The following is a 19,688-nucleotide window of genomic DNA, read 5'->3' on the forward strand; positions in this document are numbered from 1 at the left end:
GATATGCACCATCAGGAGACAGGCGGCAGACCTGTTTGCGTGAAAGCAGCCCATGATACCGGGTGATAAACCCAGACCTCACGATCTCTGGTTTGCGAGAAACTGCGTCGTCTTTTTTGGCAGATCCCATTCCTGCCTGCAGCGGGAGGTGCCCGCGGCGCAGTCTCTCATTTTCACTGCGATACGCACTTACTTTGTATTGCGAACATATATAAATCATCAAAAATATAGAATAAGTAAAATTATTCACGAACTTGTGTCATTCATGAATTAAATCTTTCCCATTTGTAAATCGATACACATCCTGTTCCGGACAACCGAACCCGTGGCTGCAAGGGCCTCGGGAAGGGAGAGCAGACAATGTGTGTCATCACGACATGCGCCAAGAACGAGAACAAGTCTGCAATAACATGGAACAACTTTCCTGCCCATATCAGGCTGCTGGCCGTTATGGTGGGAATGCTGTTCATCGGTTGCATGCTCACTTCCAAAGTATTGGCCCAGACAGAAACCGCGAAGACCGCCTTTACAACCCATTACGAACCCGCCGCCTTTCCCATGACCGAAAGCGGACAGGTGGCGATCGGCCCCCTCGTGCCCATGCTGACCGCCTCCCCTCACCTGTTGGGGGACTGGGGCGGCATGCAGCCATGGCTGACAAATCGGGGCATATTCCTCAATGTCACCATCAATGAAGAATATATGGCCAACATTACCGGTGGCAAACAGCGTGCCAACGTTCTGGCCGGTCAGGTCGCCGGTGCGCTGGACATAGACTGGCAGCGCCTGGCAGGGATTCCGTCCTTCTGGACCCATATGCTGGTCGTCAATGGGCACGGAAGCAGCCTGTCCAACGCCATAGGGGATTCGGTCACCAATCCTGAAGAAATCTATGGCGCGCGCGGCAACGTGGTCGCCCATCTGGTGGATATGTATGCCGACAAGGGCTTCCTGCGCGACCGCATCATCCTGTCGGTCGGTGTCATACCAACAGGCAGTTTTTTCAATCAGGATTATCTTGCCTGTTCGTTCATGAACGTATCGGTGTGCGGCAACCCCGCGCCATCCAAATACGTGCCGGGCGGCCGGGACTGGCCTTCGGGCAACCTTGGCGCGGTGCTGCGGGTGCGGCCCACGCTGCGGACCTACATCATGGGCGGCGTCTTTGCCGTCAGCCCCCATGCCTACAATGGCGGCATATCCGGCTGGGCGCTGGGGCAGGACGGGCTGGGAAAGCTCTCATCCCAGGTCGAGATCGGATGGAGCCCCTCCTTTGGCAGGCACCACCTGCTGGGGCATTACAAGATTGGGTACTGGTACGACAATTCCCGTTATCCCAACCTGTATACCGACATAAACGGCAATTCCTTCCAGGCAACGGGCCTGCCGCGCCGGTATGAATCCGGCATGAATGCGGCATGGCTCATGTTCAACCAGATGATCCACCGCAGCGGAGACGGGCTTGCAAACGGCCTGATCGTGATCGGGGGTGTTGATTACACACAGGGCAGCCAGGTGGCCATGCGCGATCATGAATGGATCGGCCTGCTGCAAAGCGGCACGCCCTGGGGCCGCCCGCTCGATCAGATAGGCGTCATGTTCCAGTATATGGAAATGAGCCACACCGTGACCCTGCAGCAGGAATCCTCGCTTGCGCTCGGCCTGCCCTACCTGCCCAACCAGTGGGGCGCCGTTTACGGCATACAGAGCCATGAAAATGTGTGGGAAGCCTTCTACAGCATCCATGTAGCGCGGGGCACGGCCTTCCAGCCGGATTTCCAGTACCTCCAGCGCCCGGGTGCCACAACCACCTTCCATGATGCGGCGGTGATCGGCTTCCAGTTCACCACCAATCTCTGAACCCTGCCGCACAGTAAAAAAACACCGGACATATGAAGCGTTACTGAAAATAACAAAAAAGGAATGCAGCATGACGGAATACGTTGGCGCAATAGACCAGGGCACAACCAGTTCCCGGTTCATGATATTCGACCGGAAAGGAACCGTGGTTTCCGTTGCGCAGAAGGAGCATCGCCAGATCTATCCCAAGCCCGGCTGGGTTGAACATGACCCCATGGAAATTCTTGAAAACACGAATGAAATGATTGGCGCGGCCATGGCGCGCGCCAATCTGGGTGCGGACAGCCTGGTATCGGTCGGGATCACCAACCAGCGCGAGACCGCCGTGCTGTGGGACAGGACAACAGGCCAGCCGCTGCATAACGCCATCGTATGGCAGGACACCCGCGTGGACCAGCTGGTCAGCGAGTATGGCCGTGACGGGGGGCAGGACCGTTTCCGCGCCATTACGGGCCTGCCGCTGGCAAGCTATTTTGCGGGGCTGAAACTGCGCTGGCTGCTCGATAACGTGGAAGGCGCACGCCAGAAAGCCGAAAGCGGGCAGGCCCTGTTCGGTACGATAGACAGTTGGCTTTCATGGAACCTGACGGGCGGGGTGAAGGAGGGCATCCACATTACAGACGTGACCAATGCGTCACGCACCCAGCTCATGAACCTGAAAACCTGCGCGTGGGATGAGGACATGCTTGCAGCCTTTTCCATTCCCGCCGCCTGCCTGCCCCGCATCGTTCCTTCCTCACAGGTTTACGGCACGATCGTCATCCCGAGCCTGCAGGGCACGAAACTGGCCGGCATACTGGGCGACCAGCAGGCCGCGCTGGTGGGGCAGACCTGTTTTACACCTGGCGAGGCCAAGAATACCTATGGCACCGGCTCGTTCCTGCTGATGAATACTGGCACCGAGCCGGTCCAGTCCAAGGCAGGACTGCTGACAACGCTCGCCTACCAGTTTGGCACGGAGGAACCGCGCTACGCGCTGGAAGGCTCCATTGCCATTACAGGCGCGCTGGTGCAGTGGCTGCGCGATAACCTGAAGCTGTTTGACCTGGCCACACAGATCGAGCCGCTGGCCCGCAGCGTGGCGGATAATGGCGGGGTCTATATCGTTCCCGCCTTTTCGGGCCTGTATGCGCCCTACTGGAAGGAAAATGCCCGTGGGGTCATTGTGGGGCTGACCCGCTATGTCACCCGCGCGCATTTTGCACGCGCAACGCTGGAGGCAACGGCCTATCAGGTGCGCGATGTGGTCGCCGCCATGGAGGAAGACAGCGGCATCATACTGAGCAGCCTGAAAACGGATGGCGGCATGGTGGCGAACGAACTGCTGATGCAGTTCCAGGCCGATATCCTGAACGTGCCGGTCGTGCGCCCGAAGGTGGTGGAAACCACCGCACTCGGTGCGGCCTACGCCGCCGGTCTGGCCGTGGGGTACTGGAAAAACATCGATGACCTGCGCGCCAACTGGGAAGTGGACCGCACCTGGCAGCCTACCATGCCGCCGGAGCAGCGTAGCCGCTACCTGGCGTGGTGGAAAAAGGCAGTAGAGAAATCCTTTGACTGGGCAGAATGAGCTGCCCCCTGAGCACAGACAAGGAAACAGGCCAATGAACAGGGAATTCCTGGGCGAGCTGATTTCTGAAGCGCTTGCCGTATTCATCATCATCGCCTTTGGCGATTCCGTAGCGGCGATGTATCTTCTCTATGATCCCAGTCCTTACCTGCAGGCCTACTGGGGAGTGTGCATTGTATGGGGGCTGGGAGTGACTGTTGCCATCTATGCCACCGGATCCGTATCGGGCACGCATGCCAACCCGGCAGTTACCCTTGCGCTGGCAACTTACCGCGCCTTTCCATGGAAAAAGGTGGTGCCCTACTGGCTTGCGCAGACCGTGGGCGGCTTTTTGGGGGCGGGGCTGGTTTACGCACTGTATTACCCCGTCATCAACCACTTCAATGATGTACACCAGCTTACCCGCGCGGGTGGTGGCGGGGCGGGCGTGTTCTTTACCGCACCCGGGCTGGGCATAACCGTATGGCATGCCTTCAGCGATGAAATCATCCTGACCGCCATACTGGTATTCGGCATCTTTGCCATTACCGAACAGTATAACGAAATGGCGCCGGGTGCCAATTTCGGTGCGCTGATCATAGGTTTTCTTGTCGCGGCCATTGGCGCTTCCATGGGGTATCTTGAAGCATGGGCCATCAACCCGGCCCGTGACCTTGGCCCGCGACTGTTCGCCTATATGGCCGGCTGGCACGAAGCCGCCCTTCCCGCAGCCGGGCATTACTGGTGGGTGCCCGTTGTCGGGCCGCTGATCGGGGGGCTGGTGGGGGCCACGGCCTATGAATATCTGGTATTCCCCTTCCTGCCCGCGCAACTGCGTGCACAGAAGGCACGGCAAAGCCAGATCGACGCGGAAAGCGTTATCATAGGGGAGTAGACTTCCCATACAATCCTGCCCCCTCCGGTGTGGGGGGGCAGGATTTCAAGGGCGGACGGTCAGGAAATCCTGCCCTTGTACTATTTTGGGGCGCGGCAGTGCTGGCGCGGAACCTGTAGGTGTCATGTCCACCCTCCAGGACATGACAGTGTTGGATCAGCCGATCAGGGAGCGCCGTCGTCATCCCGGGGGTCACCAAAGACGTGTTCACTGAAGCTCGGACTGGTTGTGATGATGACACTGGTGCGCTGAAGGCAAGATAACTGGGCTCATCGCGGATGACGAGATCCGGACGGAGCAGCCTGTCGACAGTCTGTCTGGCCCGGCTGGCGGTTTTTTCCTGTTCAAGAGCATTGACCAGAAGCTGGCCTTCTTTCGATGATGCATGGTCGCCTTTATGACCAGGACGGTCGCCATAAGGGTTTTCCCGGATCCCGGGCGGCTGATCAACACGACATTTTCGGTATCCGCGATGAAATCCCCGCCACGGAGCGTGGCAGACCACAGGCCCGGTATCAGTCAAGGAGAACCCCAAACAGGTCCTTGATGAGCCGGGTGGTCTTTGTCTGGTAGGCTATGGAGCGTATTTCGCGTTCCACCTTCAGGTTTTTTGATCAGCCCCTTCTCCCATCCGGTTGCCGGACTGCAGCGGGTCGCCTCGGACGGATAATGGCTGACCCGGGCCATGAAGCGCAGACTGACCCGACGCGCCTTGCCCGAACCAACCCGTTCCACAACGGTCTTCATGTTATCAAAAATACGCCGTCGCGACACGCAGCCCGGCACGGAGAAGACCTTGATGAGGGCTGTAAAAAGCATCTCGTGGGTTGTGCAGGAGATAGGCCCGGAGCCTGAAGGCCCTGGTGAAGGACAGTGTGGTGCGAACGCCGTGCACTCACCGCCCGGTCTTCGCCCCGGTTAAACCGGAAGGCTTCCCCGGACAGGAAACGTATGGGTACACAATGTCATGACCCGTTAATGTCGTGCCTGACTGAACTACCCGGAGCGGGAAGCGCGGATCATGGTGTGGCAGGAAAAAACACCGGCACGACCATCATCTTTCCTGCCCCGATGCATGAAGGCACCGGGGCAGGACAGGGTCAGGAACGAAACGCGTCCAATGCCGGATTTTCCCCGTTCATGTGCTCCATGAGTAGCATTGATACAGGCACAGGTTCGACCGAAGGCATGCCTTCCCCTACCACGCGCAGGCATAATGCCAGCGACAGGGCCCCGGCATCTGGATGGCCCAGGCTGCGCGTGCCATGGGTGCGGGCGCGCCCCATGCGCGGCAGCAGGTCACGCGTGCCGTCGGCCGCCTTCTGCGCTGCATCCGCTGCCGCCTGCCATGCATCGCGCAGGGCGCACCCACGGTCGCACTCACGTTCCAGCGCTTCGACAAAGGGGACCAGCGCGTCCATGAGCGTCTTGTCGCCAACCCGCGCCCGCCCCAGTTGCATGATGCGTTCCATCGCGTACCGGGCGCCGTGAACCAGTTGCGGTGCATCGGGCACCGATACATCATCCAGCGCCGTGCTGAAGGCACGCAGGCCTTCCCCCCACAGGGCGCCTGATGTGCCGCCCGCGCGGTCGGCCCATGCATCCGCCGCCGCCGCCAGTACGGTCGCGGCCCCCGCGCGGGCCTGTGCTGCCTGACGGGCCGCCTGACGGGCCGCTGCCGACCCGCGGGCCATGCCCTGCCCGTGATCGCCATCTCCGGCCACGGCATCAATACGGCCCAGTTCACCCTCTGCCGCAGCCAGCGCCTGTGCCAGCCGCGCCATGGTTTCCGCCACGCACAGGCCGCCACGCCGGCCCGCCGGGGTTCCAGCCTGCGCATACACGACAGGAGGCTCATCCTCCATCACGCTGTCAGTTGCATCGGGCTCACCCGTAATGCCCGCATGGCGCAGGACTGCCGTCTCGACCGGCGCGCGCCAGTAGTGCTCCAGTTCCTCATCCAGCCATGTCATGGTCAGGGAACAGCCCGCCATATCAAGACTGGTCACATATTCACCCACCAGTGGCGCAATAACGCTCAGGCCTGCCTGCGCGAGCAGGGGGGCGAGCGCTTCCCACAACACAAACAGTTCCTCATGCTTGGTGCTGCCCAGTCCGTTGAGCACGATTGCAACCCGGCGGGGGGCGTCAGCAGGCAGTTCCGCCAGAATACGGTCAAACAGCACATGCGCCAGTTGCGCGGGTGGCGGAATGTCCTGTTCATCTATGCCCGGCTCACCATGCACGCCAAGGCCAAGCGCCATGCGGTTTTTGGGCACATGGAACAGCAGGTCTGCCTCACCAGGCAGGGTGCAGCCTTCAAACGCCACGCCAAAGGTGCGGGTCTGGCTGTTGGCGCGCTGGCCTACTGCCTCGACGGCATCAAGGTCCAGTCCGGCTTCCGCTGCGGCGCCAACAATCCGGAACACCGTCATGTCGCCTGCAATGCCGCGCCGGCGGGCCATGTCACCCACCTCGGCGCTGGCCACGTCATCGGTCGTGGCCAGCAGGCGGGTGTCGATCCCTTCACGGCGCAGGCGCTCCGCCGCAATGCCAAAGTTCAGCACATCGCCCGCATAATTCCCGAATCCCAGGATCACGCCCCCGCCGCGCTCGGCCCTGCGCGCCACGGAATAGATGGCCTGTGTGGATGGCGAGGCAAAGATGTCCCCCGCCACTGCCGCATCGGCAAAGCCGGTGCCGACATAGCCATTGAAGGCGGGGTAGTGACCTGAGCCTCCCCCCACAACCACCGCTACCTTGCCCGCCCGGCCGGGTCTGGCCCGCACGACCCCACCGCGCACCATGCGCACGATGTCACGGTGGACAAGGCTGTAGCCATGCAACGCGGACTGGGCGAATTCGGAAGCATTGCCGCAAATTCTGGTCATTTGCATATATCCTCAGCTAACAGGAAACGTCGTAGCAGGGCACGGTCATGCCTCACGGTGCAGGTAGCGACGCGCCAAAGAATCAAAGGAGATGGCCAGCACCACAATTCCGCCGCTGACCACCGACTGCCAGTAAGGCGAGATGCCAAACAGCACGATGATGTTCTCGATAATGCCGATGATGACGGCACCCAGCACCGCCCCCACCGGGCTGCCCAGGCCGCCCGTGGTCGCGACACCGCCAATAACGGCGGCTGCGATGGGGGCCAGCACCCACGTATCACCAATGGAGGGCTGCGCCGTGCCCAGGCGCGCCACCATCAGGATCCCGGCAAGGGCTGACAGGAAACCCGCCGTGGCGAAGGCTGCGATACGGATGGCGTCCACCCGCAGGCCCAGCATGCGGGCGGCCTCGGGGTTGCTGCCAATGGCATAGACGTACCGCCCGACTGGCGTGCGCACCATGACAAAGGCCACCACGCCCAGGCAGGCCAGCAGCACAATGAAGGGCACCGGCACGCCATAAACCAGCCCACGGCCCAGAAAGGAAATGTCAACGGGCACGCCGGTAATCGCCACCCCCTTGGTCGCGACCAGGATCGCGCCGCCATACACACCCGCCATGCCGATGGTCAGCACCAGCGAATGCAGCCGCAACTGCGTGATCAGCACGCCATTGAGCATGCCGCACGCCGTGCCCAGCAGCAGGCACAGCACCAGCGACAGCCATGGGTTCAGCCCCGCCTGCACCATCAGCATGCCGCCCGTAATCCCGGCAAGCCCGCCAATAGCCCCGACGGACAGATCGAGTTCGCCGAGGATCATCAGGATCGACTGCCCGATCGTGACCAGCCCGATAAAGGCCAGGGCGCGGGCCATGATCATCATGTTGAAGCCGGTCAGGAAATGCGGCGACAGCAGGCATGACACGCCAAAAATCAGCACAAGGGCCGCAATGACGCCACCGAGCGGGTTGCGCATGCAGCGTGCGGCCAGCCTGCGCAGGGGCGGCAGGCGTGGCGGGGTGGGCGGCGTGGTGGGGAATGTGGTTTCAAGCGACATGACGAACCTCCGGCGCGCCAATAATCGCGCCCACAAGTGTATTGATGTCGGTCGTGGCCTGATCGAACGAACCGGTGATCTGCCCGGCATGCATGGTGATGATGCGGGTGGCGCAGCGTTGCAGCTCCGCCATTTCAGAGGAGACGAGAATGATCCCCACCCCCTCTTCCGCCAGTTGCTGCATGATGCGGTAGATCTGGAACTTCGTGCCGATGTCGATGCCCTTGGTCGGTTCATCAAAGATCAGCACGCGCGGCCTGCGCGCCATGGCACGGCCGATGATCGCCTTCTGCTGGTTGCCACCCGACAGGTACATGATCTTCTTTTCCGCCGATGACGTGCGCACATCGAAGCGCTCGATGGCATCCGCCACCACACGCCGCTCCCGGCCCGATGAAATGACGCCACCGCCCATGATCTGGTCCATGACAGATACGGCAATGTTCTCGCGCACGCTCAGCAACGGAAAAATGCCGTGATGCCGCCTCTCCTCAGGCAGATAGAGCATGCCCATCGCCACGGCCCGGTCCGGCCTGCCGCGCGGGATTTCATGCCCGTCGAGCACACATCGGCCTGCCGTTGCGCGGTGGTAGCCGAACATGGTCTGCATGAGTTCCGACCGCCCTGCCCCCACCAGTCCGGCAAAGCCCAGTATCTCGCCCCGGCGCAGGGTGAAGGATGCATCCGTAAAACCGGGGCCGGACAGGTGCGCCACATCGACGATGACATCCTGTGTTCCCGACGCGACCTTGGGCTGGAAGCGTTCATCAAGCTGCACGCTGTTGCCGGACATGAGGCGGATCAGTTCGCCTTCATCGAGGTCCGCCATGGGGTAGGTGCCCACACTGCGCCCGTTGCGCAGCACGGTGACCGTATCGCCCAGCGCGAAAATCTCCTCCATCCGGTGCGAGACGAACACGATCGCGCAGCCTTCATCGCGCAGCGTGCGCAGGATGGAAAACAGGTGTTCCGTCTCGCTCGATGTGAGCGAGGAGGTCGGTTCATCAAGGATCAGCACCCGGAAATCCCCGGCGCTGGCCGCGCGCGCGATCTGGAGCAGCTGCTGGTCGGGCACGCTGATATGGCCCACCTTCTGCCCCGGTCGGGCATGCATGCCAAAGCGGGTCATGAGCTTCTGCGCTGCCGCTTCCATGGCCGTGCGTGACACGGTCATGCGCCCGAAACCGGATTTGGCGAAGGGCATGAACATGTTTTCCGCAACCGTCATGGTGGGAAACAGGCTGAGTTCCTGCGGCACATACGCCACGCGGGCAAACAGGGCGTGATCGGCCAGCGCATCATGGCCCTCTATGTCCACGCGTCCCGCATCCGGGGTCACGAGGCCGGTCAGCACCTTGATCAGCGTGGATTTTCCCGCGCCATTTTCCCCGGCAAGGATATGGACCTTTCCTGCTTCCAGCGTCAGGTCGATATGGTCCAGCGCCACAACGCCGGGATAGGTCTTGCGCAGGGATGAAACGTGGAGAACCGTCATGGTCGTTACTCCATCAATATCCGGAAAGATCAGATGTTCTTCCTGGTCAGGACATCTATGCCGGTATCTATGTATTTGGGCGTCTTCTGGCCCAGCGCGCGCTGCCATGCGGCGATGACCGCCCAGTAGCCCTGCATTTCTGGCCGGCTGGAGGCGGATGAATCCGCCACCCCGTCACGGATGAGCTGGATCATGTCGTTCAGGTTGTCCAGACCCACTTCCCTGACCTTGCCCGTGCGCCCGCTTTCACGAATGGCCTGGCCGATGCCCACCGGGCCCGCTGCATCGCACGCCACCCATCCGGCAAGATCGGGATGGGCCTGCATGATGGCGGAAGCCTGTTTCTGCGCGGTTTCGATACTGTCGTTATCAATACCGGTCGCGACCACCTTGATCTGCGGATATTTGGCAAACGTTGCGCGTTCGCATTCCGCGCGGCGGGTATGGTTGGGGGCGGTCGGCACGCCGATCATGATCGCGACCTCGCCCTTTTCCCCGATCAGCCCCGCCAGGCGCTGTGCCGCGATCGTGCCCTGTTCACAGAAATCGGCCCCCACCGCCGTGATGTCCATCCCTTCGGGCGGGAGGGAGTCAAACACCGTCATGGGCACCTTTTCATCCACGGCCTCGAGCATGGTGGCGTGGTTGCCCTTCTCATCAAGCAGGTCGAGGATCAGCCCGTCGGGGTGGGTTGCGATTGCACGCTCGATGATATCGTTCTGTGACGAGACATCAGCCGTTTCAGGCGCGCGGTATTCAATTTCCACCTTGCGGCCCGTTGTCTTCCCCAGCAGGTCGGCCGCCGCCTGGGCGCCGGTATTCACCTTGTCAAACCATGGGTGGACCGTTTTGGGGATCAGCACGAAACGTAGCGGTGCATGATCATCTGCCGCCCGTGCCGCCATGGGCGCAAGCAGCAGTGCCGTGGCAAGAAGAAAAGCTGTTTTCATTTTTATTGTTCTTTCGCTTCACTGCTCATCTGGCTGCACCTGCAGCCAGTATTCAGCAGGTGGTAACGGCGGGCTCTGCGTGGGTATATTTCTCTCCCAGCGCATCAATACCTGCCACATTACGTGCCGAGGGGCCGTGCGGGTCAAAGGAGCAGGCCAGCCAGGCATTTACGATGCTCTTGGCAACCTCCGGCCCGATGACACGCGCGCCCATGGTAATGATGTGCGCATTATTGGACAGGGCGGCCCGTTCGGCGGAATAGGTATCGTGGGTCAGGGCTGCGCGGATGCCGGGTATCTTGTTGGCCGAAATACAGACCCCGATCCCGGTACCGCAGCACAGGATGCCCCGATCGAATTCTCCCGACATGATGGCCTGCCCCACCCGCTCGCTCAGGCTGGCATAGAGTTCGCTGCCACCGCCGGGGGGGGCAGACATGTCCAGTACGTCGTGCTTGCCCTGATCCTTGAGGTACTGCGCAAGCATTCCCGCCATACCGTTACCGGCGCTATCGCCACCAATGGCTATACGCATCGCTATTCTCCCATTTGGGTAATGGAGTGTATTTTTATTCAGGTTTTACTGTGTCGATGGCGCATAGCCGCGCCACCCGCAGTGTAACGCCATGATCGAGCAGGCGGTCACGCATTGCGCGATCAAGACCGTCATCAGTTATCACCACATCGAATTCGGACAGGTCCGCCAGGCGGTTCAGCGCATTGCTGCCAAACTTCGTGCTGTCGGCCATCAGCACACGCCGGTCTGCACTGCGCATGAGCGCATGCTTGGCTTTTACGATATCCTGTTCCTGATGATAGGCATTCACCCCATGCACGGCGGATACGGACATGAACAGGGTGCCCACCCGCAATGCCCCGATCGCCTGTTCGCACATCAGCCCGAAAAACGCGTCAAAGGTGGGATGATACCGTCCCCCCAGCGCCATAAGGCTGATGGCTGGCACGGCCGCCAGAGTGGAGGCAATGCCAAGGCTGTTGGTGACCACCGTCAGGTCGCCCATCGTGGCCAGGTGATCGACCATGCAGCATGCGGTCGTAGAATCATCCAGCGCGATGACATCACCGGGCACGATCATGCCTGCGGCCAGCGCTGCCATGGCTTTCTTTTCACGCATGGCGCGACGCCTGCGGTACAGCATGCTGCTTTCGGCAATGCCATTGGGCAGGGTGGTGACGCCCCCATGCACCCGGCGCAGCAGCCCCTGTGCCGACAGCGCCTGCAGGTCACGATGGATGGTCATGCGACTGGTTTCAAAACGCGTGACCAGTTCATCAATCTCCACATTGCCACGGCCCATGACATAATCGACCATGGCGCGCCTGCGGGTGGCGACGGTGCCGGTTTCAGCCAGATGCAACATGTTCATGTGCCACGCTCCCGATAATCTGCCTGAAATCAGCAACGCTCCACGCTGCACGACCAATAAAAACACCATCTACATTGGCCAGCCGTGCATAACTGCATGCATTGGCCTGTGTAACGCTGCCGCCATACAGCAGGGGTATCTCAAACCCGACTTCCTCCCCTGCCATCTCCACCAGCACCGCGCGCAGCCGGGCATGGGCACCTGCAACAAACGTGGCATCCGCTGCATGCCCCCCTGCCCCGATGGCCCAGACCGGCTCATACGCCACCAGCACCTGCCGCATCAGGGCGGGGGAGACGCCATGCAGCGCAATGCGCAACTGGAGGGCGAGCACCTCATGCGTTACACCAAACGCGTGTTCCTGCGCCGTATCACCAATACATACCAGCGGGCGCATGCCGTGGCGCAAGACGGCATGGACCTTCAGGTTGACGGTCCAGTCCGTTTCACCAAAATGGGCACGGCGTTCGGAATGGCCGATTTCCACCAGCGTTGCACCACATTCGGCCAGCATGGCGGGTGAGATTTCTCCCGTCCATGCACCTTCATCCTCCCAATGGGTGTTCTGTGCTCCCACCATGACGGATGTGCCGTCCAGTATGGCGCAGACATCCCTGAGCGATGTAAAGGGCGGGATGACAAAAGGTTGCACGCCTGCGGGCGGATGAAAGGCGGCCAGTGCGCGCGCGGCATCGATGGCGGCGGCCGGCCCCTTGTTCATTTTCCAGCTGGTACCAATCCATAACGGTCTGGAATGCATCACGGGTCTCCATATCTGGCAGGATGCACATACATAACAGTTAACATGATATATATATCATAAGTGGCGTTATCGTTGCGCCATACCGGGCAGGAAAACGTTCACATTCTCATGATATTCAGAAATAAATGAAATAATACCCGAACGTTCCAAAATAAAATTCAGGAACACAAAGTATAGGATGTAGTTGCGCTCAGCCCATGCCTGCCGGAGCATCCAGCAGCATGTTTTCGGTAATGCAGCGGTCAGCGCCCAGCGGGCGTTCGGCACGCTGCCCCTTGCGGGCCAGGCCATCATGATAGAAACAGGTTGCTTCCTCTGGTAGCAGGTCGCCATCCGTTACATGCCGCATGGCCTGCACCAGCAGCAGCGGATCATCGGCATCGACAATCTTGCGCCCGAACAGGGCTGCGCGCGCGCCACAATTCTGGGCCTGATGCAGCAGTTCAAGACAGTCCCGTGTCGTCCCGCTGCTGCCCCCCATGATCCCTACCACCATGCGGGGATCGAAGGCGCACAGTTCGCTCAGCGCAGCCGCGCCATTGAAGGGAATTTTCAGGAATTGTGGCCGTTCCGCCTGCCGCAGGCCCGCAAGGGCGCGGATAATCATGTCATTGAGGAAGAAACCCCGGTCCGGTTGCGCAATCTGCCCTTCATTGGGGTTGAAGACTTCAAGGAAATAGGAAAAACCATGCACCTGCGCATCTTCACGAAAGCTGCGGAAGCATTCCAGCGCATGCGCATCATGTTCCGCATTACCGTTGAAGGTCATGGAATACAGGCCAAGCCGGGTCTGGGCCCCGGCCAGTGACGCGCTGCGAAAAGGCACGGAACGCTGGGTGGTGTAGGGGCTGCCCCGCCCGCGCCACAGGTCGGTAGTATCGTTGGCACGGATGGCAGGCTGCACGCGGCTGTCGTTAAAGGCACCTTCCTGCACCAGCGTTTCCAGGGTGGAGGCCGAAACCAGCATGATATCGACAACATCGAGTTCCAGCATCGCGCGGATATCATCTAGATACTCCTCCCGGCAGCGATAGGGCGACAGCGCGCCCATGGTGCGGTTACGCCCCATGGCGCTGATGCCTGCCGCCATATCGGCATCCTTGGCATCGGCCAGGATAAAGTCGGCGCGCGTATCGGTTCCGGTGGCCATGCGGGCAATCTTAGTTTCATAACGGTTCATTGTTCAGGCTCCGATCGGTTCAGGCTGCATGGATTTGGGGGCAGTCATGCGGGCGGCGAGATGATGCCGCGTTTCGGCTTCCTGCCAGGCCTCACGGGCCTGACGCTGGACTGTGCCCGCATCCCACCCAAGGGCTTCGCCCGCGATGTCTGCCACCTCGTGCGTAACGTCAGGTGTTAACGCGCCGGACAGGGCAATGGTGGTGCGGCGGTAGACAATATCCGCCACATGCCGGACCTGTTCATGGCGTGCGATGAACATGATTTCCCGACGCGTATAAGATGGCAGGCTGCGCAGCGGCGCATCGGGCGCAAAGCCGCAGAACCGCGCAATTTCCCCTGCCTGCGTGCCATAACGGCCAAACAGCACGCGTGCGCGTTCACGCGCAATGTCGCTGGTCATGGCAAAACGGTCGATATAGGTTTCAAGGTCTGTGGGGCGGGGATAACCGCGCCCGCCCCCGATTGGCACAGACCGGGTGGAAACCTGCCGCACCCGGCCCAGACGGGGCAGGATGGTGTCCGCCACTTCCTCCGCCAGGCCACGGAATGTTGTCCATTTTCCGCCCACCAGCGAAAACAGTGCAATCGTTCCCAGCCGGTCCTCATGCACGATATGGTCACGGCTGATCGCGCCGGGGTCGGATGCGTTACTGGCCGGCAGGGGCCGCACGCCACTGTAGCGGTAGATCACGTCGGACGCGTCGAACCGGAAACCTGAAAACAGGGCGCCCAGCATATCCAGCATGTAGGCCTGTTCCGCATCGGTGCAGATGGCCTCATCCGGGTCAGAGACAGGAATGTCGGTTGACCCCACCAGCACGTGGCCCAGAAAGGGATAGGCCAGGCAGATACGCCCGTCCGGCGTGCCGAAATACACCATGTTCCCGCCCAGTTCGCGCAAAAGCCCGTCATGGCGCAGCACCAGGTGCGACCCTTTGGTGCCGCCGATATAACGGGTGGGCACGCCGAGGGCGGCATTGATCTGGTCAATCCACGCACCACCTGCGTTGACCACGACCGGCGCCCGCGCCTGCCATGACTGCCCGCGTGGCTGGTCATGCAGAGTCACAACACCATCATGAAAAGACTCAACATGGGTATAGGTCGCGACACGGCAGCCTTCCTGCGCGCGCAATGCATCGTGTACGCATTCATAACCCAGCCGCTCGGGCTGGCTGATTGCCGCGTCATAATACTGCGCGCAGGCCATGACGGCATTGCTCATATGGGGCCAGCGCGCGCGGGTCTGCCTGCCTGAAAACAGGCGGTGCCGCGGCATGACGCGGGCATGACGGCCAAGGAAATCATAGATCTGCAGCCCCAGTTCCAGCACCAGCGCACCCCGGTCCGTCATCTTGCCACCCAGCCGCAGGAAGCGCCGCACGGAAGGCACGATCCCGCCAGACCATGACCGGACGGGCACGGTAGTGGGCAAGGGATGGACGACATGCGGCGCATTGCGCAGCAGCAGGTTCCGTTCCAGCGTAGATTGCGCGACCAGGCGGAACTCCCCGGTTTCAAGGTATTTGATCCCGCCATGGATCAGGCGCGAGGGCGCGCTGGAGGTACCGCTGCAGATATCGCCCCGGTCCACCAGCAGTACACTTACTCCCTGCACGGCCAGTTCACGCATCAGCCCCGCGCCATTGATCCCGGCGCCGATGATGATGACATCATAATCCTCTACGGGAGGCAGGACGGTACTCATGAAGGAATCCCTCCCATGGCTGTCGCATGGTGAGCCTGCAGATGCATGGCGGGATGGGCCCCCGATACACGCTCTGGCTGTGACGGTGCCCGGGGCGACGTATCATACAGCGCGCGCCAGAACGGACGCATGGCCTGCGCCAGTTCTACATAACGGTGATAGATTGCATCGTACGCAGCCACCTGTGCCGGTTGCGGGGCGTAGGTCTGGCGCGACACATCCAGCCCCGCCACGGCATGTTCGAGATCCGGCTGCATGCCAACCGCCACCGCCCCGGTCAGGGCGGCGCCCAGTGCCCCTGCCTCCCGCACGCAGGAGACATCAACAGGCATGTCCAGCACATCGGCAAAGAGCTGTGCGATTGCGGGCTGCCCGCTGCCGCCACCAGATATGCCCACGCGCGTCACGGCGCCCGTCTGACACAGGGCGCTGACATGCATGCGGTGGTTGAACACCATGCCTTCCACCATCGCCTGCAAAAGATCGGTCCGGTCATGCCATGACTGCACGCCAAAAAACGACGCGCTGGCGGGAGCCGCATAAGGGGAGCCAAACAGGAAGGGATGGAAAAGTGGCACCGTGCGCGCGTGACGGGTAGCAGTCAGGCGTTCTTCCACCTCATGCATCAATATTTTCGTGGCATCCCCGTTTCCGGGCATGAGCAGGCGTGCCATCCATTCCAGATTGCTGGACGATGCAGGCGAGATCGCCATGCAGTTCCACAATCCCCGGCGGTAGCCTGCACGACAGGCCCAGCCCTCCCCCGTGACGGGCCTGTCGCGGAATACCTCGTTGATGGAAAACGTGCCGGCGGTTAGCGACATGTCGCCGGGCTGTGTATGGCCCATCCCCACGGCGGCGGCCGTGACATCATGCAATCCGGCCGAAACTGGCGTGCCCGCAAGCAGGCCCGTTGCCGCAGCGGCGCTGGCCGTGACCGTTCCGGCCCGTGCACAGGAATCCAGCATGGGCGGCAGGCAGTCCTGCATGGCCTCCAGCCCGAGGATATCGAGGATGGTGGCGCTGTACTGTTGCGTATGCAGATCGGTAAAGGCCGTGCTGGCTTCGGTTATGTCTGTTGCGATTTCCCCCGTCAGGCACAGCCGGATCCAGTCCTTGGCGAACAGAATGGACCCGATGGCGTGATAGCGCTCCGGTTCATGCGCCCGTATCCATGCCAACAGGGTATTGGCGGAGTAGGCATAAGGCCGTTGCCCTGCCAGCGGCACGAGCTGATCCAGCACCCCGCGTTGCTGCCAGTGGTCGTGCAGTTCCGTAGCACGGCTGTCGAGCGACATGATCCCGCGCCCGAGCGGGTTGCCCATGCGGTCGAGCAGGAACAGCCCGTCGCCATGTGCCGTGACCCCCACCGCGGCAATGGCCTGACCGTTAAGGCCCGCATCGTCAAGCGCCATGCGAATGGTTGCGGCCACGTCCTGCCATACTTCGCCCATGTCACGCTCAACGTGGTGCGGACGGTCCATGTGCTGGGCCACACGCGTGCGCCCCGTGCCCACGATTTCACCCTCAGGGGAAAAAATGACCGCCTTGGTGGTGGTTGAGCCGCAGTCTATTCCGATGATGAAGTTCCGGCGCATCCTCGACCTCCTGATATCCAGCAGCATGATGACGGATTCACTATGTTATATATAACAAATATAGTGTTATATAACACATATTAATGTGATGCATGATGCCGGGAACCAGATCGGATTGCGTTCAGAAAGCTGGACAGCCATTGTGATGGCCACATTGAATGTGACACCGAAACAGGTATCCCTTACGCTACCCCTTTCCTGTTGACCCTGAGGACGAAGATCGATTTCCAGTATGACCGACAACACGGGCCTGTCACATTTGCCGGTTTCCACCCGATCTGCCCGACGGGGCGACAACACGGCACGCCAGCAACGCATCCTTGACCTGCTGCTTGAAACGGGCAACGCCACCATCGATGCGCTGGCCGCGCATTTTGATGTCAGCCGCATGACCATTCACCGTGATGCCAACGCGCTGGCGCAACAGGGACTGGTGGAAAAGCTGCACGGCGGCCTTGCCCTGCGCAACCGCACCGCTACGCAGAAGACGGTAAGCTACCGCACGGCCCTCGCCAGGGAAGGCAAGCAGGCGATCATTGCCCGTGCCATATCGCTGATCCGGCCGGAACAGATCCTGGTGCTGGATGATTCAACCACCGTGGCCGAGATGCTGCCCCTGCTGCCTGCGCTCGCACCCCTGACCATCATCACAAACGCCATGGGTGTGATCCAGGCGCTGGCCCCCTACCCTGACCTGCGCCTGATCTGCCTGGGGGGTGATTACAACCGGCCCCGCAACGCCTTTTTCGGGTTGATATGCGAGCAGGCGGCACAGGGCCTGCATGCCAATACAATGTTCCTGTCCACATCCGTCATTCATGACGGCACGGCTTTCCAAAACAACCCGGACATCATCAAGATCAAGCGCATCCTCATGGAAATCTGTGACCAGACGGTTCTGCTGGTGGACAGTTCAAAATTCCGCAAGGGTGGCCTCTACCGACTGGCGGGTCTGGATGCTTTCGATCATGTGCTGACGGATGCACAGATCAGACCTGCCATACATGAGAAACTGAAGACTGCCGGTATATCACTGGAAATCTGCCAGCCCGATGACGGGCCCTAGCGCTCCTTTGAAAGAATGCGAGGGATCTCTTTTTGCTGGGCTGTCAGTCAGTCGCCTGCGAACCCGTGCAATGGGGACAGGCAGATTCCAGCCCCGAAACGGGTGTCGTCGCGCATGGCCCCGACTTGCGCTCCAGCACCCTTCAGCAAGGGATCGTTTTTGGGTGCCTGTCCCACATTCCTGCATGATGTCTTTACCCTGCGGGAAATCCAGGGAAGACAACCAGACATGACAGCTACCAAGTGCAGGATGGCCTGCAAAAGGAAGTTCGCTGTAGAGCGTAAATATTCTAAGCCGATAATCTGCATCGGGATGGGTAGGCTTCAGAAGAAACGTCGTCTCGCTCAGATTGGTCCAGTTGGCGAACGCAGCCATTTTCCCTTCAGACAAGGCATCCGCTTTTTCTACCACAGCCAAAGGGTTTCCTCGCAAAGGCACAGAAGAAAAAACGTCAACCTGCTGAAAATCCAGACTGATTATCTCTGCCCGGGAAGAAATATTTTCCATCATTATTTTATCAATTCCTCATCCTGTCACTGCAGAATAAAGTAAATATTTTATTTAAAACCAGAACCATAAATGCAGGGTCATGATATCGACAAGTCGCAACGTTCTTTTTCTGAGGGATGAAGATGATGTGCCAGCCCTTGAAGAGACATCTTCAGCCCGAAATGGAAACCTTCGTGAGGGTCACTCTGCCGGATTTGGTGCCATGCCGAGGCTGCTACCGGATAGCGTAGCAAAAGAGACTGAAAATCCGGACTCTGGTAATGATCCGGGCGTTTTTCGGCAAATGCCTGCTCCTCGATCGTAAAGCCGATGACAAAGTAGAGCGTGGAGAAAGTACCCCAGGTGGCTGTGCGATCATCTGCGCCAACGTCTTTAAGGCTGGAAATCATCTGTGAGCTGATCCGGGCCACATTATCGGACAGCGGATAAGTCCGCGCCAGAAAGCGAGCCCCGTCCCGATGTGCCAGTAAGGCCTGCCTCACCTCGCAGGCAATTCTGAAAAACATATCCGGCCACTTTTCGCCAGTGACCGCAGTCGTGGCCACCTGTTCCAGCAGCGTATCGGCCACGGCTTCGCACAACGCATCCCTGTTTGCAAAATGCCAGTAGAGCGAGGGGACCTGTACACCCAGCATGTCTGCCAGCTTCCGCATTGTCAGCCCTTCCATTCCCCGTTTATCCAGCAGTTGCAGTGCTGAACTGATGACCTGCTCCCTCACAATTTTTGCACTCACGACGTTCTGCCTCCCTCCTTGCCCTTCAAATCTAATA

17 protein-coding genes and 1 pseudogene are annotated in these 19,688 nt (G+C 60.4%); 4 read left to right on the forward strand and 14 right to left on the reverse strand.

Annotated features, from left to right (window positions below; all coding sequences use genetic code 11):
* Positions 1-360 precede the first annotated feature (360 nt).
* The 3 genes from FMA36_RS15895 (at position 361) to FMA36_RS15905 (ending at position 4,304) form a co-directional block, all read left to right on the forward strand.
* On the forward strand, positions 361-1,860 hold the full coding sequence (locus tag FMA36_RS15895) for a carbohydrate porin (RefSeq protein WP_159263252.1): 1,500 nt from the start codon (positions 361-363) through the stop codon (positions 1,858-1,860).
* 70 nt (positions 1,861-1,930) lie between these two features.
* Positions 1,931-3,430 (forward strand): glycerol kinase GlpK, encoded by a 1,500-nt coding sequence (gene glpK / locus FMA36_RS15900; RefSeq protein ID WP_159263253.1) that lies wholly within the window; start codon positions 1,931-1,933, stop codon positions 3,428-3,430.
* A 34-nt stretch (positions 3,431-3,464) separates the two neighbouring features.
* A complete protein-coding gene (locus FMA36_RS15905) occupies positions 3,465-4,304 on the forward strand; it encodes an MIP/aquaporin family protein (RefSeq protein WP_159263254.1) in 840 nt (279 codons plus the stop codon).
* 207 nt (positions 4,305-4,511) lie between these two features.
* Here the strand turns inward: FMA36_RS15905 and FMA36_RS19915 are convergent, their stop codons facing one another.
* From FMA36_RS19915 to FMA36_RS15960, 12 genes and pseudogenes are all read right to left on the reverse strand, one after another.
* Positions 4,512-4,757 carry a hypothetical protein gene (locus tag FMA36_RS19915; RefSeq protein WP_408885634.1) on the reverse strand — a complete coding sequence of 82 codons (246 nt, stop codon included), beginning with the start codon at positions 4,755-4,757 and terminating at the stop codon, positions 4,512-4,514.
* 153 nt (positions 4,758-4,910) lie between these two features.
* A pseudogene (locus tag FMA36_RS19540) lies at positions 4,911-5,263 on the reverse strand (IS21 family transposase); the annotation flags it as partial.
* A 141-nt stretch (positions 5,264-5,404) separates the two neighbouring features.
* A complete protein-coding gene (locus tag FMA36_RS15915; RefSeq protein ID WP_159263255.1) occupies positions 5,405-7,195 on the reverse strand; it encodes a dihydroxyacetone kinase family protein in 1,791 nt (596 codons plus the stop codon).
* 45 nt (positions 7,196-7,240) lie between these two features.
* A complete protein-coding gene (locus FMA36_RS15920; protein ID WP_159263256.1) occupies positions 7,241-8,257 on the reverse strand; it encodes an ABC transporter permease in 1,017 nt (338 codons plus the stop codon).
* Positions 8,247-9,752, reverse strand: coding sequence for a sugar ABC transporter ATP-binding protein (locus tag FMA36_RS15925; protein ID WP_159263257.1), 1,506 nt, complete (start codon positions 9,750-9,752; stop codon positions 8,247-8,249). Before FMA36_RS15925 ends, FMA36_RS15920 begins: the two co-directional genes overlap by 11 nt.
* Before the next feature lie 29 nt (positions 9,753-9,781).
* On the reverse strand, positions 9,782-10,702 hold the full coding sequence (locus FMA36_RS15930) for a substrate-binding domain-containing protein (RefSeq protein ID WP_159263258.1): 921 nt from the start codon (positions 10,700-10,702) through the stop codon (positions 9,782-9,784).
* A 52-nt stretch (positions 10,703-10,754) separates the two neighbouring features.
* Positions 10,755-11,237 carry a D-erythrulose-4-phosphate isomerase gene (gene derI, locus FMA36_RS15935; RefSeq protein ID WP_159263259.1) on the reverse strand — a complete coding sequence of 161 codons (483 nt, stop codon included), beginning with the start codon at positions 11,235-11,237 and terminating at the stop codon, positions 10,755-10,757.
* A 34-nt stretch (positions 11,238-11,271) separates the two neighbouring features.
* Complete coding sequence (locus tag FMA36_RS15940) at positions 11,272-12,090, reverse strand: DeoR/GlpR family DNA-binding transcription regulator (protein ID WP_159263260.1); 819 nt, start codon at positions 12,088-12,090, stop codon at positions 11,272-11,274.
* Positions 12,068-12,850, reverse strand: a complete 783-nt coding sequence (locus FMA36_RS15945) for a triose-phosphate isomerase (protein ID WP_159264071.1) — start codon at positions 12,848-12,850, stop codon at positions 12,068-12,070. The genes FMA36_RS15940 and FMA36_RS15945 overlap by 23 nt, the downstream gene beginning before the upstream one ends.
* Positions 12,851-13,043: 193 nt before the next feature.
* Positions 13,044-14,033 (reverse strand): beta/alpha barrel domain-containing protein, encoded by a 990-nt coding sequence (locus tag FMA36_RS15950; protein WP_159263261.1) that lies wholly within the window; start codon positions 14,031-14,033, stop codon positions 13,044-13,046.
* Positions 14,034-14,036: 3 nt separating this feature from the next.
* A complete protein-coding gene (locus FMA36_RS15955) occupies positions 14,037-15,743 on the reverse strand; it encodes a glycerol-3-phosphate dehydrogenase/oxidase (protein WP_159263262.1) in 1,707 nt (568 codons plus the stop codon).
* Positions 15,740-17,341, reverse strand: a complete 1,602-nt coding sequence (locus tag FMA36_RS15960; protein ID WP_159263263.1) for an FGGY-family carbohydrate kinase — start codon at positions 17,339-17,341, stop codon at positions 15,740-15,742. The genes FMA36_RS15955 and FMA36_RS15960 overlap by 4 nt, the downstream gene beginning before the upstream one ends.
* Before the next feature lie 232 nt (positions 17,342-17,573).
* Here FMA36_RS15960 and FMA36_RS15965 point away from each other — a divergent pair, with 232 nt between their 5' ends.
* Positions 17,574-18,407 carry a DeoR/GlpR family DNA-binding transcription regulator gene (locus tag FMA36_RS15965; protein WP_159263264.1) on the forward strand — a complete coding sequence of 278 codons (834 nt, stop codon included), beginning with the start codon at positions 17,574-17,576 and terminating at the stop codon, positions 18,405-18,407.
* On the opposite strand, the gene FMA36_RS19955 is transcribed toward FMA36_RS15965, so the two are convergent.
* Complete coding sequence (locus FMA36_RS19955; protein ID WP_475704527.1) at positions 18,372-18,917, reverse strand: PhzF family phenazine biosynthesis isomerase; 546 nt, start codon at positions 18,915-18,917, stop codon at positions 18,372-18,374. The two genes, FMA36_RS15965 and FMA36_RS19955, sit on opposite strands and share 36 nt — an antisense overlap.
* Before the next feature lie 77 nt (positions 18,918-18,994).
* Positions 18,995-19,651 carry a TetR/AcrR family transcriptional regulator C-terminal domain-containing protein gene (locus tag FMA36_RS15975; protein WP_159263265.1) on the reverse strand — a complete coding sequence of 219 codons (657 nt, stop codon included), beginning with the start codon at positions 19,649-19,651 and terminating at the stop codon, positions 18,995-18,997.
* Between the last annotated feature and the right edge of the window lie 37 nt (positions 19,652-19,688).

This window comes from Komagataeibacter xylinus, assembly GCF_009834365.1.
Classification (GTDB): domain Bacteria; phylum Pseudomonadota; class Alphaproteobacteria; order Acetobacterales; family Acetobacteraceae; genus Komagataeibacter; species Komagataeibacter xylinus_D.

Coding starts and splice junctions, on each gene's coding strand:
- FMA36_RS15895 (WP_159263252.1), top strand. CDS start 361: ATGTGTGTCATCACGACATGCGCCAAGAACGAGAACAAGTCTGCAATA.
- glpK (WP_159263253.1), top strand. CDS start 1,931: ATGACGGAATACGTTGGCGCAATAGACCAGGGCACAACCAGTTCCCGG.
- FMA36_RS15905 (WP_159263254.1), top strand. CDS start 3,465: ATGAACAGGGAATTCCTGGGCGAGCTGATTTCTGAAGCGCTTGCCGTA.
- FMA36_RS15915 (WP_159263255.1), bottom strand. CDS start 7,195: ATGACCAGAATTTGCGGCAATGCTTCCGAATTCGCCCAGTCCGCGTTG.
- FMA36_RS15920 (WP_159263256.1), bottom strand. CDS start 8,257: ATGTCGCTTGAAACCACATTCCCCACCACGCCGCCCACCCCGCCACGC.
- FMA36_RS15925 (WP_159263257.1), bottom strand. CDS start 9,752: ATGACGGTTCTCCACGTTTCATCCCTGCGCAAGACCTATCCCGGCGTT.
- FMA36_RS15930 (WP_159263258.1), bottom strand. CDS start 10,702: ATGAAAACAGCTTTTCTTCTTGCCACGGCACTGCTGCTTGCGCCCATG.
- derI (WP_159263259.1), bottom strand. CDS start 11,237: ATGCGTATAGCCATTGGTGGCGATAGCGCCGGTAACGGTATGGCGGGA.
- FMA36_RS15940 (WP_159263260.1), bottom strand. CDS start 12,090: ATGAACATGTTGCATCTGGCTGAAACCGGCACCGTCGCCACCCGCAGG.
- FMA36_RS15945 (WP_159264071.1), bottom strand. CDS start 12,850: ATGCATTCCAGACCGTTATGGATTGGTACCAGCTGGAAAATGAACAAG.
- FMA36_RS15950 (WP_159263261.1), bottom strand. CDS start 14,033: ATGAACCGTTATGAAACTAAGATTGCCCGCATGGCCACCGGAACCGAT.
- FMA36_RS15955 (WP_159263262.1), bottom strand. CDS start 15,743: ATGAGTACCGTCCTGCCTCCCGTAGAGGATTATGATGTCATCATCATC.
- FMA36_RS15960 (WP_159263263.1), bottom strand. CDS start 17,341: ATGCGCCGGAACTTCATCATCGGAATAGACTGCGGCTCAACCACCACC.
- FMA36_RS15965 (WP_159263264.1), top strand. CDS start 17,574: ATGACCGACAACACGGGCCTGTCACATTTGCCGGTTTCCACCCGATCT.
- FMA36_RS19955 (WP_475704527.1), bottom strand. CDS start 18,917: ATGATGGAAAATATTTCTTCCCGGGCAGAGATAATCAGTCTGGATTTT.